Source organism: Acidilutibacter cellobiosedens, assembly GCF_004103715.1.
GTDB lineage: Bacteria > Bacillota > Clostridia > Tissierellales > Acidilutibacteraceae > Acidilutibacter > Acidilutibacter cellobiosedens.
Genome location: NZ_CP035282.1, coordinates 3265535 through 3280651 on the forward strand (window position 1 = coordinate 3265535; position 15117 = coordinate 3280651).

The 15117-nt window shown below is 34.7% G+C and carries 17 protein-coding genes; 7 read left to right on the forward strand and 10 right to left on the reverse strand.

The window, feature by feature from the left end; genetic code table 11:
* The first annotated feature begins 33 nt into the window (after window positions 1-33).
* A complete protein-coding gene (locus EQM13_RS15715) occupies window positions 34-609 on the forward strand; it encodes a TetR/AcrR family transcriptional regulator (protein WP_128753170.1) in 576 nt (191 codons plus the stop codon).
* A gap of 111 nt (window positions 610-720) precedes the next feature.
* Here the strand turns inward: EQM13_RS15715 and EQM13_RS15720 are convergent, their stop codons facing one another.
* The 4 genes from EQM13_RS15720 to EQM13_RS15735 form a co-directional block, all read right to left on the reverse strand.
* Window positions 721-1335, reverse strand: a complete 615-nt coding sequence (locus EQM13_RS15720; protein WP_128753171.1) for a class I SAM-dependent methyltransferase — start codon at window positions 1333-1335, stop codon at window positions 721-723.
* 64 nt (window positions 1336-1399) lie between these two features.
* The gene (locus tag EQM13_RS15725) at window positions 1400-2020 is read right to left on the reverse strand and encodes a class I SAM-dependent methyltransferase (RefSeq protein WP_161567286.1); all 621 of its coding nucleotides are present in this window, start codon (window positions 2018-2020) and stop codon (window positions 1400-1402) included.
* 50 nt (window positions 2021-2070) lie between these two features.
* A complete protein-coding gene (locus EQM13_RS15730; RefSeq protein WP_128753173.1) occupies window positions 2071-3039 on the reverse strand; it encodes an alpha/beta fold hydrolase in 969 nt (322 codons plus the stop codon).
* 109 nt (window positions 3040-3148) lie between these two features.
* Window positions 3149-4069, reverse strand: a complete 921-nt coding sequence (locus tag EQM13_RS15735) for a DUF4180 domain-containing protein (protein ID WP_128753174.1) — start codon at window positions 4067-4069, stop codon at window positions 3149-3151.
* 432 nt (window positions 4070-4501) lie between these two features.
* On the opposite strand from EQM13_RS15735, the gene EQM13_RS15740 reads away from it, so the two are divergent.
* From EQM13_RS15740 to EQM13_RS15770, 6 genes are all read left to right on the forward strand, one after another.
* Entirely contained in the window at window positions 4502-5137 is a 636-nt protein-coding gene (locus EQM13_RS15740) for a TetR family transcriptional regulator (protein WP_071139236.1), read from the forward strand.
* 115 nt (window positions 5138-5252) lie between these two features.
* The gene (locus EQM13_RS15745) at window positions 5253-5840 is read left to right on the forward strand and encodes a hypothetical protein (RefSeq protein ID WP_128753175.1); all 588 of its coding nucleotides are present in this window, start codon (window positions 5253-5255) and stop codon (window positions 5838-5840) included.
* A 549-nt stretch (window positions 5841-6389) separates the two neighbouring features.
* On the forward strand, window positions 6390-7010 hold the full coding sequence (locus tag EQM13_RS15750) for a TetR/AcrR family transcriptional regulator (protein WP_128753176.1): 621 nt from the start codon (window positions 6390-6392) through the stop codon (window positions 7008-7010).
* Window positions 7011-7164: 154 nt separating this feature from the next.
* A complete protein-coding gene (locus tag EQM13_RS15760; protein WP_206172726.1) occupies window positions 7165-7329 on the forward strand; it encodes a hypothetical protein in 165 nt (54 codons plus the stop codon).
* Between the two features lie 11 nt (window positions 7330-7340).
* Entirely contained in the window at window positions 7341-8144 is an 804-nt protein-coding gene (locus EQM13_RS15765) for an ABC transporter permease subunit (RefSeq protein WP_071139241.1), read from the forward strand.
* 47 nt (window positions 8145-8191) lie between these two features.
* On the forward strand, window positions 8192-8974 hold the full coding sequence (locus tag EQM13_RS15770) for an ABC transporter permease subunit (RefSeq protein ID WP_200796017.1): 783 nt from the start codon (window positions 8192-8194) through the stop codon (window positions 8972-8974).
* A 275-nt stretch (window positions 8975-9249) separates the two neighbouring features.
* Here the strand turns inward: EQM13_RS15770 and EQM13_RS18765 are convergent, their stop codons facing one another.
* From EQM13_RS18765 to EQM13_RS15800, 6 genes are all read right to left on the reverse strand, one after another.
* The gene (locus tag EQM13_RS18765; protein ID WP_320054951.1) at window positions 9250-9528 is read right to left on the reverse strand and encodes a PEP-utilizing enzyme; all 279 of its coding nucleotides are present in this window, start codon (window positions 9526-9528) and stop codon (window positions 9250-9252) included.
* Window positions 9529-9753: 225 nt separating this feature from the next.
* Window positions 9754-10329 (reverse strand): PEP-utilizing enzyme, encoded by a 576-nt coding sequence (locus tag EQM13_RS18770; RefSeq protein ID WP_240662952.1) that lies wholly within the window; start codon window positions 10327-10329, stop codon window positions 9754-9756.
* A gap of 38 nt (window positions 10330-10367) precedes the next feature.
* Window positions 10368-11363 (reverse strand): transposase, encoded by a 996-nt coding sequence (locus EQM13_RS18775; protein WP_234958800.1) that lies wholly within the window; start codon window positions 11361-11363, stop codon window positions 10368-10370.
* 148 nt (window positions 11364-11511) lie between these two features.
* Window positions 11512-12429, reverse strand: coding sequence for a DUF7916 family protein (locus EQM13_RS15790; RefSeq protein ID WP_071139243.1), 918 nt, complete (start codon window positions 12427-12429; stop codon window positions 11512-11514).
* Between the two features lie 342 nt (window positions 12430-12771).
* On the reverse strand, window positions 12772-13512 hold the full coding sequence (locus tag EQM13_RS15795) for a copper homeostasis protein CutC (protein ID WP_071139244.1): 741 nt from the start codon (window positions 13510-13512) through the stop codon (window positions 12772-12774).
* Between the two features lie 45 nt (window positions 13513-13557).
* The gene (locus tag EQM13_RS15800) at window positions 13558-15021 is read right to left on the reverse strand and encodes a M81 family metallopeptidase (RefSeq protein ID WP_071139245.1); all 1464 of its coding nucleotides are present in this window, start codon (window positions 15019-15021) and stop codon (window positions 13558-13560) included.
* Window positions 15022-15117 lie beyond the last annotated feature (96 nt).

Here is a 15117-nt window from a genome sequence, read left to right on the forward strand (position 1 = left end):
GTTTAAAATAAATGTTAATTAAGGAGAAAAATTATGGGTAACGAGAGTACAGACCGTCGTGTCCGAAAAACAAAAAAGCTGCTCCGCCAAGGTTTAACGGAACTGCTTGAAGAAAAAAGTGCGAAAGATATTACTGTCAGAGAGTTATCTGAGCGAGTCGATATTAACAGGGGAACCTTCTATTTACATTATAAAGATATATTCGATATGATTGAACAGATTGAAAAGGAAATGTTCGAGGATTTTCACAATGTATTAGCCAGACATCCATCAAAATCTTTAAACGGAAAACCACTGCCGATGCTTATTGATGTATTTTGCTTTGTCGCTGAAAACTCTGATATGTGCAGAGTACTTACAAGTAAAAACGGCGATATGGCATTTGTCAATAGACTGAAAGATTTGGTAAAACATCGATGCTTGAACGATTGGATGGAGATATTCAACACGGGAAAATCTCAAAACTTCGAGTATTTTTACTCCTTTATCGTATCCGGCTGCATTGGGCTTTTACAGAATTGGTTGGAAAATGGATTGAAGGAATCTCCAGAACACATGGCTTCCTTGGCTGAACAGATGATTATGACTGGAATTAAAGTACTTGAATAAAACCTTTATGATTTCTAAACCACAATACATCATCGTATCAACGTGTCTTGAGGAGATAAAAAAGATAGCGGGGTAAAATCCATCATATCTCTATAATACCTTAAACGTGGCCTAAGTTTGTTTCCTTTTTTTACGTTCTAATTTTTTCGATAAATGCTGTTGTATTTTTTTCTTAACAGGTTTTTTATCGGAACGTTTCTCCGCAATAAAAATAAAATAACCATCTCTTTCAATAACTTTACACCCTCCAAACACAGCTGTAATTTTGTTTTTATACCAGTCAAAACGTTTCGTAACCATAAGCAGTTTGCCGCCCAAGATTAATCGGTTGAAACTATTCTCAATAAAGTTTTTTGCTACAGAAAAGTCGGCATGATAAGGTGGATTGCTCAAAATAATGGTAAAATCATTTTCTCTTATATGTTCAAATCCATTGCTTCGCACTATATTTACCTTTCCCACCAAATTATATTCTGCATTCTTTTTAGCAAGCCTTATCGCTTCTTCCGATATATCACACATAACTACATTGTCTTCACCTATCATTTTTGCTGCTAAAATACCTACTACACCATATCCGCATCCCAAATCCAGAACCTTATCAGTCGGGAAAAATTCCACCTCTGCAAGCATCGCTGACGTACCTTTATCAATTGCGGAAGGTGAAAACACCTTGTCGCTTGTATCAAATTGAAGACCGACTTCTTTTATAATTGTCTTAATCATTATCTTTCACTCCAAATCTATTGATCACTTAATGGTTTGCAATCAGAAATTACCGCAGTAAAAACTATTTTCTCGTTCTCATAATCGCGGCCTGAAAGTCAGTATTCCTGCCAACGTCCATTTGTTTAAATTCGATGATTTCAAATATACCGCCTAATATCTCTTTCAATTTATACTCGGAATAATAGGAAAAATAGCGTGGAACATCGGAAACTTCATTAATATAATTGCTCTCTGTATCAATACCACCATATACACCCATATAGAACAAGCCGTTTTCATTTAAAACCGAGTCAATTTCATTCAATACATGTGATAAATCCGGCTTCGGAACGTGCAGGAGACTATTCATAGACCAGATACAATCAAATTTTCTGTTTAAAGCGGCAATATTGTAGAAATCCCACTCATATGCTTCTACAGACTTTTTACTGCAGATCTTAACCATTTCGCTTGACAGATCGACGGCGGTAACTCTTAATCCACATTTCATAAAAAACTGACTGTCTTCACCAGTTCCTGCCCCGATTTCCAGCAAAGACCGTTTATTTTCGGCCTTTATATAATTATTATAAAAATAATCTCTCTGATTTTTCTTCCATTCCTCTTTCGAGTTAGCATTTCTTAATGACGCTTCTTGATTATAAAATTTTTGCAAATTCAATTTTATTAATTTCGTATCCATAAATAAACCTCCTGATTTTACAGTATTTATATTAATCGATTCTTCACTTATCATTTTTTATTTATTATATTAATTATTTCATCAGCAATAATTTCCGGATGGTATTGATGAATATAATGTTTTGAATCTTTTACTACAAACTGCCTACTGTTATTCGACCATTCCATCATTTTTTTCTGGCTGTCCAACCATTCTTTACTTACATTGCCAAAATCGCCACTGGTTATGATTGTCAACGGTATATCTTGAAGTTTCCCTGCGTTGACAACCTTTTCAGCATTTTCCTGGCTTTTTTTCATTTCATCAATAATATTTTCGTTATTTCCCTTAAGAAGGGTAGCAGTTTCATCCAATTTCTTCAGCTCCGAAGGCAAAAGCCTAAGCCCGTTACGTTGGGAATTTACATAATCCGCAAAACCATTTGTCTTATATAGTACTCTCGCTATGCCAAAATTTATCAGCTGTCTTTGAAAAGTACTGATAAAGGTAATCGGCTTTGTTTTGGCATAAAGCTCAGGATTTCCCCCATCGATCAAAACAATTCCTTTCACTTCGTTTTTATACAATTGGGAATACCTTATTATTTCAAGGGAAGCCAATGAATGGCCTACAAAAATATAGGGTGGTTTTTGCCCTGAAACAGTCAGAATCTCATGGATTTCATCAACTATTACATCAATTTCTCGTTTTTTGTCCGTAGTATCACTGTATCCATATCCAAATTTATCATAAACTATAAATTTTGCAAATTTCGATATGTTTCCATAAAGAGGATAAAAATCAACATAGGGATTCACCGTTCCCCAACCTGCAGCAAATACTACAGTTGCATCTCCACTACCTCCTTCATACAGATGCATCTTTTTATTCCCGACCTTATAAAGCGTACCCGGAGGTTTATATAATTTTTCATCTTTTTTAACGCTCATCATTTGATATATATATCCGGCGGTTAATGCTCCAACCAGTAAAACAAAAAAAACAATACCGATTCTTCTTATTACATTTATTTTTTTCATTCTGTTCACCTCAGACTATACTGAAAGTATTACCATACTGTGTATTTACGTAAAATTTCTTTATTAGGCAACATTCAATACTCAAGAAATACAATTTTCATTCCTTCCATTATAAATCTAAAAGCCAATTTTCAGCTTCATTTTTGTTATTAAATGCTCTAAAGTTATCTCCTCTATTAGATTCGGATAAAAACTCCCTTAACTTTCCCTTAACTTTTTGACTGTCCGTAATAACAATCGTCACTTTTATGTGGTAATTTATAAACTTTTGTAATATATCTCCTGCCAACCCTGTCCTCAGCCTAAAAAAATCATCATCTAAAGCTTCCATATGGATCATTAACAGATTAGTATCGTGTTCAATGCAGGCAGCAATTAAATCCAATGCATTTTGTTCATTGTGGATTGGTGTTTTCGCTGAAGCACATTCAATATATTTTTTATCCTTTCTTTTAACAACAGCATAATTCATCGTGTTTATCTCCTCCTCGTTATGGTTACAAAAAAGTTCAGTGCGCAATCTTTTTATCCATTCCAACTCATTCTCGTAAGAAGAAATGATATTTTGATAAATCATATCCCATATAAATCCTTCTCTTGGAGTTCTGTTGGGGAAAAAAGCCTGTCTGCGTCTCATCTCTTGTTGTAATATAATTTGCATTTTAATTTCATCTTCATATTGAGATAACAAAGTATTCAATTCATCTGTGCTGAGTTGGTCCGCCCAAGCAAGTTGAATTAAAAAAGTTTTTTTAAATTCAGGAGGCTCTGGAGAAGAAAGTATCCATTTTTTCAGTTCATCCAATCCTTTTTCAGTAATTGTATAAATTTTTTTTGAAGGAGAGCTTTCCTGATAACGAACTTCACTCGTAACAAGCCTTCCGTCAAGAAGCTCTATTAATGATTTGTATATTTGGTTATTGTTTCCGGACCAATACATAAATGATGAATCCCTTATAATTTTTTTTAATTCATACCCAGTAAAAGAATTATAACTTAAAATTCCTAAAATTGCATATTTAATTGACATATCTTATCCCTCCTATTCCGAATAACATATGTTAATATTAACATATGTTATTCGGAAAATCAACTATAAAAATCAAAATTTTTTTGTTATCTATACATCTGTTTTTACTCCCTTTACAAGGTTAAAATACAAACTTTGTATAACGAATATCTTTTTCTTCTTCTCTCATTATCAATTTTATTTGATTACTCATAAGATGAAAAACATGTATTTTATATTCGTATATTCCCCTATATTTATTAATTATTTAAATTAATTTCTTATAATCTTCATTATCTTTAAATATTATCTGTCTGTTTATTTCTCTAAGCATCAATATATTTCTGTGCTGTTCTTTCTTGACTTTTTTGAATATAACTGACACTGTGTAAAATAATTATTGACACAGTGTCAGTTATATATTATTATTAGAGGCATGAGGAGATTATAAGTATGGAATTTATTAGGGCAAGAACACAAGAACAAATTATTAACAGGCAGGAAGAAATTATCCATGCATGTGATGTTCTGTTCAGTCAAAGCGGATATGACGGGGTAAACTTTAAGGCGATTTCCAAAATGACATCTTTCACCCGCCCATCAATTTACAATTATTATCAGACAAAAGATGAAATCCTATTGGATCTTCTTAAACGGGAAATGCTGCATTGGCAGGCTGATTTTTTAGATATTATGAATTCAACCAGTAGCATGACGAAGGAGCAGTACAGTATTTCTATAACCAAAAGTTTACAATCCCATGATAAGATGTTAAAATTGCTCTCCATTCTTTTTATATTCTTAGAAAAGAACAGTAGGGTTGAAAAAATAGCAGACTTTAAAAAGACAGTATTTCGCATCTTTGGAACGATCAATGAGAGTGTAAATAAATACTTTCCAAACGCCTCTAAAAAAGCAAAAGATACTTTTACATCTGTGCTTTTTCCATATATCCTTGGACTTCACCCAATGACATATTTATCAGAAAAGCAGCTTAGAGCAGTTCAACTGACAGGCATGAATTATACTGTACCTGATTTTCAGTATATGTGTTACCATGGAATTCTCCTATTGCTTTCCGATTTATAAAAATCGTAAAGCAAAAAGCTCTGAATACCGACGAATAAATTTATGCCAGGAAATATCAAGCTAAATAAAAAATTTGAAAGATGATATGGCACTATTTTGGGGAGGAATAAAAGAAATGACTAAAAAAGAAAAAATAGCAAAAATCATACGAACCGTTACAGTACCGCCTGTGATGGTCTGCATACTTCTAATCATTCTTTATTTTACAAAAGATGGAATCATCTCTGGACATACAGAATTGATAATATCTATTTTACTTTTGGGAATCGTTCCGTTGCTTTCATATCCATTGTCTATGTTAATACCAGCCTGGAAAAGAAAAGGCCGTGAAGGGCAACGAAGCCTTGCTTTTATTTTAAATTTTGTCGGATATCTGGCAGCACTGGTTTACGGACTGGCAGCGCACGTAACCCGGGACATGATGTTGATCTATCTCACCTATTTCATATCCGTTTTTGTCCTTACTATATTCAATAAACTCATAAAAATCCGTGCCAGCGGTCATTCCTGCTGTATTACAGGACCACTGGTTCTGATGGTTTACTTTATCGGATGGAAAAGCGTTCTGCCTTGTGCCGTACTATTTGTTTTCATTATATGGGCATCCTTGACATTGAAGAGGCACATGCCAAAGGATTTAGCATGGGGAGGAGTGACTGCGGTTATTGCTTTTGCCGTTAGTATGCTTTTAACTGAGATATAATTCCGTCGGCACTTGCGTTTTCAGCAAAAAATGCGTTGCTCTATGTCCTTCTATCAGACCATTTTTATAAGTACCTTCCGCTTTTACCCTGCTATTCTTAAAATAATAGGTCAGCTTATTTTCAACTAATTCATAGACTTTCTGTCCATTTACATATTATTTTTTTTAACATGATTGCCTCCACTGTTCATTTTTTATTGACGGTAATCACCTATTTTTAAACAGGTTTTGCCACGTTTTTCGTCACGTTATATTATTCAATTAGCTCATCACCTCGTAAATCAGCCGGATATAAGAGTTTTCAAGTATCTTACATTCATTTCAAGAGTTTGAAACAGTTACTTTCAAAGCTTTAGGAATAGGTGCCAATATTTCAAAGAATAACCAGTTAGCATAATTTGGTGACCTCCTTGGCATTAAGTATGACAAGGCAATTAAACTTGCAATTTATAGTTGCAAAAATATTTTTAGATATCTATTGACCAAACCGGTTTATCATGATATGCTTTTATAAACCGATTCGGTTAATATCATGTGTGAGGTGGTTTTTTGGAGAAATTTTTAAATTTGCCCGTAGAAAAACAGAATACAATTATCGACGCTGCCCTTACATCCTTTGGCACAAACGGCTATAAAAAAACATCGGTAAGAGATATAGCCTCTGCCGCCGGAATTTCAAAGGCAATGATATTTCATTACTTCGGGACAAAAAAATCATTATATCTTTATTTAATTAATTTATGCGGCAATATTTTTAAGAACGAAATTAATGAAAAATTCGATAATAGTATTACTGATTTCTTTGACAGAATTATTCTCGCTACTCGCATTAAAATTTCAATTATGAAAAAACACCCTGGAATCTTTTCCTTTTTAACCAGTGCATATTTTGAAAGCGATAGCGAAGTAAAAGTTGATAAAGATGCTATTTTTTCAAGCAGTGAAGGTAAAGATTTCAGAAGCAAGATTGCTTTCGGAGGTATAGATGCTTCGAAATTTAAAGATGATGTCGATCTGAAACTTGTAATGAAAATGCTTACGTTGTTTGGTTATGGATGTATAAATATAGCATCAAGCAAAATCAACGTAAATCTTGATTCATTATGCAAAGAATTTGAGGAATGCATTAATTTACTTAAAAATAATTTATATAAGAAAGAATATTTATGATCGATGCAAATAAAATATTTGAATATTAATTTATTAGAAATTTTTTTAATGAAAATACAGGAGGACATTTATATGAGTGTTATCGAAACTAAAAATCTTACAAAAAGTTACGGTAAATCAAGAGGCATCATCGATGTAAATCTGAATATTGAAGATGGATAGGTTTTTGGATTTAAACGACTTAAAAATCAAAGATAATACGGCCAGCTTTATATTCAGAGGAAACATTAATTCCATTATTAAAAGCGTTAGCCAAATTGAGCTTAGCAACATATCTATTGATGAGCCTGATTTAGAGGAAATTTTCATGCATTATTAGGATTGAACAATATGAATATGTATTTGCACGAGCTTAAGTCCATGAGAAAGTCAGCTATTATATGGACATGCGCCTTAATAGGGCTGGCGGCATTATATATTTCAATCTATCCTGAAATGGCAAATGATGCGGAAGATTTTAAGGAACTGCTTAGCGGTTACCCGGCCACCGTCAGGTCAATGCTTGGAATCGACATCAACTACATTACATCATTTTTAGGATTTTACTCTATGGTATTTTCCTTTATCACGCTTTGTGGAGCTATACAGGCCATGAATCTCGGCGTTTCCATACTTTCAAAGGAGTCACGGGAAAGAACAGCGGACTTTCTGCTTGTTAAACCTGTTTCACGTTCGGCTATCGTAAGTGCAAAGCTCCTTGCGGCTCTAACAATAATGCTTGCCACTGATGCCGTATTTTATGCCGCATTGTACATCATGGTCAATGTTGTTGAAATAGTGAATTACAGTGTAAAGCTGTTCTTCATGGTTAACCTTACATTGCTTTTTGTCCAGCTTATTTTTCTGTCCATCGGTATGGTTATTTCGGTATTCTTTAAAAAGATTAAAAACGTACTCCCGATTTCACTTGGCACTGTTTTTGGATTTTACATTGTAGGCGCATTAATTGCTACAGATAAAGGCAACGACATAGAACGTTTTATATCACCCTTTAAATACTTTGACAGTACTTATATCATTAAAAACTCAGAATATGAAGTACCATATCTTATTGCCGGTACAGCTATTATAATCGTCGCAATAATTGTATCCTATATCATTTATACAAAAAAAGATATTAATGCCGTAAGCTAAAGATGCTTCCGGATTGAATCAAGGGAGGTTTTATTACGAATATTTTCTTGAGGGAATTAAAAGCTAATCGAAAAGCTATTATCATATGGAGTGTCTGTATGTTTCTGCTGGTTGTAAGCGGCATGAGCAAGTATACGGCTTATTCCTCCAGCGGAACTAACAATGAAGTCTTCAACAAAATGCCGCATACAATGAAAGCAATACTCGGAATCGGATCATTTGATGTTACGACCATAAGCGGTTTCTTTGCTCTCATGTTTCTTTACATTGAGCTTACGGCTGCCATCCATGCCGCACTTTTAGGAAGCGGCATAATTGCAAAAGAAGAACGCGATAAAACTGCTGAGTTTCTGATGGTAAAACCCGTGTCACGAACTACTATCGTTACTTCAAAGCTCCTCGCAGCCTTAGTGAACGTCTTAATTCTTAACCTTGTTGCACTATTTTCATCGATAATTATGGTTAGTTCTTACAACAAGGGAAGTGATATTTCCGGTGAAGTAACAATGTTTCTATTGAGTATGTTTATAGTTCAACTGATTTTTATGTCCCTTGGGGCTTTGCTCTCAGCATTAATGAAAAATCCAAAGACTTCAGGTTCCCTTGCCACGGGAATAATGCTCGGTGGATATGTCATATATATAATTACGGATTTGACGGATCGTCTAAACGCTCTGAAAGTACTGTCACCTTTTAAATATTTCAGCTATGAAGACATCATAAAGGGAAAGGGCTTAAGCTCCAGCGCTGTTATCCTTTCAATTTTGCTCGTAGCCGTTTTCTTTGCTTTAACATATTTCTTCTATCGAAGAAGAGATTTAAAAGTATAATTTATCATTTTATGGTAACCAGTGATTAAACTTATATTTAAAAGCAGCCGGAAATATTTTTCGTTTTCCGGTTGCTTTTAGTTGCTTATATTATTTGATATGGCAGCTTATCTTAAACAGAAGTATCCGTCCGCATATCATCTTGAATATTCACAAAAAGTTTGTTTATCATTAATTGACCATCCTTAGCAGAGATGCTACATGGTTAATATATATCTTCAATTAGAGTAAAATAAAGCTTCTTTATACAAAAGGAGTAAAAAATATCTTCTCCATTATAGGATTTCTACATACCCTTCTGTTCCATGCACGCGAATTCGTTGCCCATCTTTTATCAGTTTATTAATATTTTCTACTCCGACAACTGCTGGTAAGCCATATTCACGTGCAATAACTGCTCCATGAGTCATCAGTCCACCAACTTCGGTAACTAAGCCTTTTATGGATACAAATAATGGTGTCCAACTAGGGTCAGTAAAGGAGGTGACTAATATATCTCCATCCTCTAAATCAGCATCTTCCAGGTTTAAAATGACACGTGCTCGTCCCTCTATTACCCCGGAAGAACAGGTAGCCCTACAATAGCGCCCGCCGGGAGATTTTCTCGTTTGTACTCTCCGGCAATGATTTCACCATCAGACGTGATAACGCGTGGGGGAGTTAGTTTTTTATATAATTTGTACTCTTCTTTTCGTTTGGTGATGATCCGGTAATCCAGTTTATTTGTGCATACGACTTCGCGGAATTCTTCAAAAGTAAGATAATATATATCTTCTCTTTTATAAATAACGCCTAATCATGCCGTATTTTGGATATTCACGATAACCGATGAAATTCCTGATTAGGCTGATCATTCGTTTTGTCTTCTTAGCTTTTTCTTCACCATCCGGCAATTGCTTCAATCGATCTAATAACTCTTGTTCTTTTTTCAAAGCTTCCTTTTGCCCTTGCTCAAATTTCCGTTTGCCGGTATTAGGCTCAAAGTTTTTGATATTACTGAGAATCATTGGGACAAGTGTAGTTGGTTTTTCACTCCAGCGAGGTTTGGTAATATAGATTTCTCCGGAACACCGCATTCCGTATTTGCTAAGATAAGCATAGATAGCGTCTTTGGTTTTCTGTCCGCCATCAAACTTAACCAGTTTAGCCAAAAAGTTATCATCTTTTACATGTCGCAAATAATCAATTACTTCCGGATAAGGACGAATCACATCTGCGACATCCAATAGTGCCAGACCCATTTCCGAAGTAATATTGTTTGATACAGATTGAGAAAGCGTATCTGCTGCATTTTCTTCACCTAACCACTTATTTATTTTTTCATTGATCCATAATGAAGCATTTATAGCAGCCATAAACACACGCGAACTTTGTGGGTCAAATAAAATCTTCCTTAACTCCTGAATATCTTCCAGAATAAAATCAAATAAATCCGATCCTGATTTCGTTTGGATGTTTGGCTTTTCTTAATCAAATCAGAAACGATTGCCGGATCGTTTTCGATTTGTGATTGAATATCCGAAGACGATATCCCGTTATTACCTTGGCTGAGACTCTTTTTTTGCTTATAATTCGGCATCAGTTTTATAAAATTCCGCTCAATTATGGTCATGAGTGCATCTTTCATCAGCGGATCATGCTGTCCCATGGCATCCAATAAAGTTTCTCTGCTGTCAGGTGAAGCCAGATTATGTGTGATATCAACAAACAACCTTCCACCAGCCTTACGCATGGATGCACGAGTCGTCAACAGGAAAAAAGACAATCCCAACGGTTTCATGGGGTCGGTCATCATTTGTTGGTGACCGACAGATATGTAAACGTGATTTTCTTGATCTTTTGTTTCAGGGATTAGGTATAAAGTAGTAATTGGCCTACTCTGGACAATATAAAATGCAAACTTCGTATCACAAATGCCTTTCTTTCCTAAGTACTCATTATAGCTACTCCATGGGTATTTTGCTATATCATTCTCAATCCCCACTTTAACTGGATTTTGATATATATACCGCAATACTGTTAAAAAATATTTATCATTTTCTACTACTTCACTTTTATATCTATCTTGAAATAAATGTCCGCTTCTTTCATATTTACAATTATACCAATATACATATTTAGTACCTATTCTTCGAAATACTATTCCTAATTCCTCTTTTTCTTCCTTTATCAACAGATGTATATAGTTGTCCATAAGACAATAAGCATATATTTCATACCCACATACTTCTTTATATTCTCTAATCGTTTGAACTAACTTTTCATAGTCTTCATTATCTTGAAATATTATTTGTCCATTTATTCCTCTAAGCATTGCATGATATATTTCTGTACTACTTTTTTTCTTGCTTTTCTTGGCATAAAAATCACCTCTAACTAAGTTTATCACACACTAGAAGTTATTACAACACAAAAGAACCGTCCCCTTGTGCTCTCTATATTTCTAAGTTATGTGTCTTGTATAGCGACTATCATGAAGTTTTCATGGTACAAAAAGGCATCCCTGAAGCAGGAATGCCTAAGTATAATTATAATTATTATCTGTTAATAGACCATGCCATCCTTAAATAAGTATGACGAATCCCTCTAATAGCTGTGCTATATGTTTTGATATTTTCAGGTAGTGCCATACCTAGGTAACCGGAGTCTCCAATATGATGGATATCAGTTCCTGCCATTTTGCACATTAAAGCAATCTCCCTAATTGTCTCTGGATCCGCACCTTCCTGTGAAGTTCCTATGGAAGTTAAGGTTGCTACACCAAGTTTATGTGCATAAGCAATAAGTTTTTTAGCAATATCAAGGGTTATTCCTGGTACAGTACCAGGGGCAGGAATAAGGATTACATCAGCACCGGACTTTACGAATTCTTCAATATCATTTTTACTTATAATGTTATCTCCTGCTTCAGAGAGGATACATGCAGCGTGCATTTTACCAGCACAGAGGACTATGTCATCACCAACAACAGCGCTAATTTCTTTTAAAGCTTTAGCAATCTGTGCATTTCCAACACCGATCCCTGGGTTACCGGTTATAAGTATAAACTTTATACCTAGGTCCCTTGCTTTTATAGCGTTTTCTGTAGTAGCTTTTCTACCTTTATTAAATTTTAATTCGGGCAATTCAAGTCCAATGCTTTCAGATACAGGTTCTAAGTTTATTCCTAATGGTCTGCCTACAAGACGTTTAAGTTCTTCAACTGCTTCTGGACCCTGTTCTATTGGGATGCCTTTAATTAAAGGTTTATTTACATCAAGCATGTTTAATAATATAATATCTGCGCCCATAGCTGCAGCTAATTCTGCATCAGAGATTTGGTAAAGAGTTGGGTTGAGATGAGGGATAATTTCACTCATTAGAACCCTGCCTTCACTCGCAACAATAGAATTAAGAAGGTCCTTTTTACTTATGTTTTTAAAATCTGAGGCTGCCAAGTCTAAAAACCTTTTCATATTTTATCTCCTCCTCATGTATTTTGCTTAAGTTTGTACCCTAATTGTTAATAGCTAATCCCAGCTGTTTTTTATTTCGTTTGCGGTGGAACCACACAAGAATATTTACTCAGGTATCTCTTTTCCCTGGTTATCTAATGGGCTGCTTTCGATCAGGTAACGGCGAACATGAGCTCAGCATAGATTCTCTTTATGTCGTCTATATTTCCATATCCAATTCAGCATTCGTTCCTAGTTCCTAGATACCCATGAAATCCTTCCAATAGTTTCTGGGCAACCTTATCGCTTTGAGAAGATGAATAATAGAAATAGGATGCCGTGATATTCTCCGATACCCCGCTCCTAAAGTGAGTTTACCAATTTTTTAACAAGTTTTATATCGACCACATCGTAATCCATTGTATGCGGATCTGAAAGATATGAATAACTTACATTATTCCTTATAGTTGTTGGATCAGTGCGATAATTTTTGCATGAAGAGTGAACTTGACAAATTCCTGTTTTGGCTATTATTTCTTTGGCATTATCTGCATTGATTCCACTGCCTGCTAAGATTTGAATCCGCTTTCCAAATTTCATCTGTAATAACCGAATCAGTTCAGTTCCTTCCATCGCTTTTGCCTCTTGCCCACTGGTTAAAACGCGGTCCACATTGCAAGAAATCAATTCTTCCATAGTCTTTAGTGGATTCGGGCAGACATCAAAAGCTCGATGAAAAACAGCCTCCTTTTGACATCCGTGAATCAAATCAGCCATTATTTTTGTCTTTTCAAGATCTACATTATTATCGGCTTTTAAAAATCCAAATGCAATGCCATCCGCACCATTCTCTAAAAAGATCTTTGCATCTTCCATCATAATCATTGCATCTGAATCGTCATAACAAAATCCAGCAGCACGTGGGCGAACCATACATACCACATTTAATTTTGTCTCTCTCTTTACATGAATTAAAGTTGCCAAACTCGGGGTCAATCCTCCAACACTTAATGCACTGTTAAGCTCAACGCGATTGGCCCCTCCTTTATAAGCCGATAAACAGTCTTGATAACTACCTGCACATACTTCAACAATTTTCTTCATAAAACATCCCAGCTTTATTATATTTAAGGATATCCTTAATGAAAATTAATCAATATATTTTAAATCTTCAAATTCGTCCATAGGCCACATTGGTCTATAAATGCGTTTGAAAGGAATCCTTTCCGACCTTTGCACTGTTGGGCCATCAGTCAACGCCATAATATGATATGCAGTCTCAGGCACTAAATACGTATCAAGATATCCCATTTTAACAACTGCAATATCATAGTCATGAAATTCTAATCCGGCTTTATGGAATTGATCCATATTACCATATTGTATATTCTTATTTAGAATTATTACGTCAATAAAGGAATTATCAATATTTACTGTATATGCTTTACCTACAACATATGAACTACATAACCCATACATTTCTTCACCTATTTGTTTCAACGTTCCTTCAATATGAACCGGAGTTGACAATTCATCTTCTCCTACTCCTAAATCAATTGAAACATGGTCTCCTATTTTATATAGATTCATTTTACTATATGCTATCGGATCATTAATTCCTGCAACAAGTATTTTTTTCCCACATAAATCGGATTTTAATAATTCTCTTAAGATAACTGTATTCTGGCCGGCTCCACCTGCTCCACAGTTATCTCCTGAATCAGTAATAACTGCTGTTTTCCCTGCAAAATTGATTGCTCTTTTTACAGATTCGACAGGTTCATCAAAATTTCCGCTAAATTTAAATTCTTGTCTATGTGCCCAGGCATATTCTGAAATCTTGTCTGCAATTTTTTCGCAATATTGGATATCCTGTGGCGTATTCGGTACAACTACAACCGCCGCGCCTAATTTATCGTCATCATGACGAATATATCCTACATGATAGGAATCCGAGAAAACTCTGGAATCTTTTTCAGCTTCATCCAACATTGCATTTATAGTCAGCATAGGTTCCTGTGCTGAAACACTTCTTTCTCCCCCAACCATAATTGGTAATTTTCGAATAATCGGCTTCATTTCTCTTCTATTTTCTAAAAGATTAATAAATTTTTCAGCAACTAATCTTTCTGTATCTACCTGATCCGAATGTGGAGATTCTCTATAACAACGAACTAAATTAACATTTCTCGCCAATTTTTCGGTTATATTTCCATGCGGATCCATTACTACCGCAATTGGCATGTATTTACCCACGACCTCTCTGATTTTCTTAATAAGATAATGCTCTCCGGAAACTTCATCAAGATTCTTTATCCCGCTTGCACCATGAAGTTGAAGATACATTCCATCTATTTCATTAATATTATCCCTAATTGTATTTATAATTTTATTTACAATAAAATCAAAGGCTTCACGCTTAATCATCCCACTTGGATTAAGACCTGCAAAAATTGCAGGAACTAGCTCAATATTTTTTTTCTCAAAAACATCTTTAATATGCATTGCTTTTATGCAATCGTCTCCATACAATAGCAAAAATTCATCTAAATCTACGACATGGGAGATATGTTCATTACATTCCGATGTAATATGTGCTACTAATACTTTCATATTTATTTGTATGATATCTATAGAAGCTAAATATCATATTCTCCTTTCTTTTTAGATTTATTTCCTGTGGTTCAATGTAGCTTATTTACTTTATCT

Coding starts and splice junctions, on each gene's coding strand:
- EQM13_RS15800 (WP_071139245.1), bottom strand. CDS start 15,021: ATGAAAGTATTAGTAGCACATATTACATCGGAATGTAATGAACATATC.
- EQM13_RS15720 (WP_128753171.1), bottom strand. CDS start 1,335: ATGATTAAGACAATTATAAAAGAAGTCGGTCTTCAATTTGATACAAGC.
- EQM13_RS15740 (WP_071139236.1), top strand. CDS start 4,502: ATGGAATTTATTAGGGCAAGAACACAAGAACAAATTATTAACAGGCAG.
- EQM13_RS15795 (WP_071139244.1), bottom strand. CDS start 13,512: ATGAAGAAAATTGTTGAAGTATGTGCAGGTAGTTATCAAGACTGTTTA.
- EQM13_RS15765 (WP_071139241.1), top strand. CDS start 7,341: ATGAATATGTATTTGCACGAGCTTAAGTCCATGAGAAAGTCAGCTATT.
- EQM13_RS15760 (WP_206172726.1), top strand. CDS start 7,165: ATGGATAGGTTTTTGGATTTAAACGACTTAAAAATCAAAGATAATACG.
- EQM13_RS15735 (WP_128753174.1), bottom strand. CDS start 4,069: ATGTCAATTAAATATGCAATTTTAGGAATTTTAAGTTATAATTCTTTT.
- EQM13_RS18770 (WP_240662952.1), bottom strand. CDS start 10,329: ATGGCTGCTATAAATGCTTCATTATGGATCAATGAAAAAATAAATAAG.
- EQM13_RS15745 (WP_128753175.1), top strand. CDS start 5,253: ATGACTAAAAAAGAAAAAATAGCAAAAATCATACGAACCGTTACAGTA.
- EQM13_RS15790 (WP_071139243.1), bottom strand. CDS start 12,429: ATGAAAAGGTTTTTAGACTTGGCAGCCTCAGATTTTAAAAACATAAGT.
- EQM13_RS15730 (WP_128753173.1), bottom strand. CDS start 3,039: ATGAAAAAAATAAATGTAATAAGAAGAATCGGTATTGTTTTTTTTGTT.
- EQM13_RS15725 (WP_161567286.1), bottom strand. CDS start 2,020: ATGGATACGAAATTAATAAAATTGAATTTGCAAAAATTTTATAATCAA.
- EQM13_RS15715 (WP_128753170.1), top strand. CDS start 34: ATGGGTAACGAGAGTACAGACCGTCGTGTCCGAAAAACAAAAAAGCTG.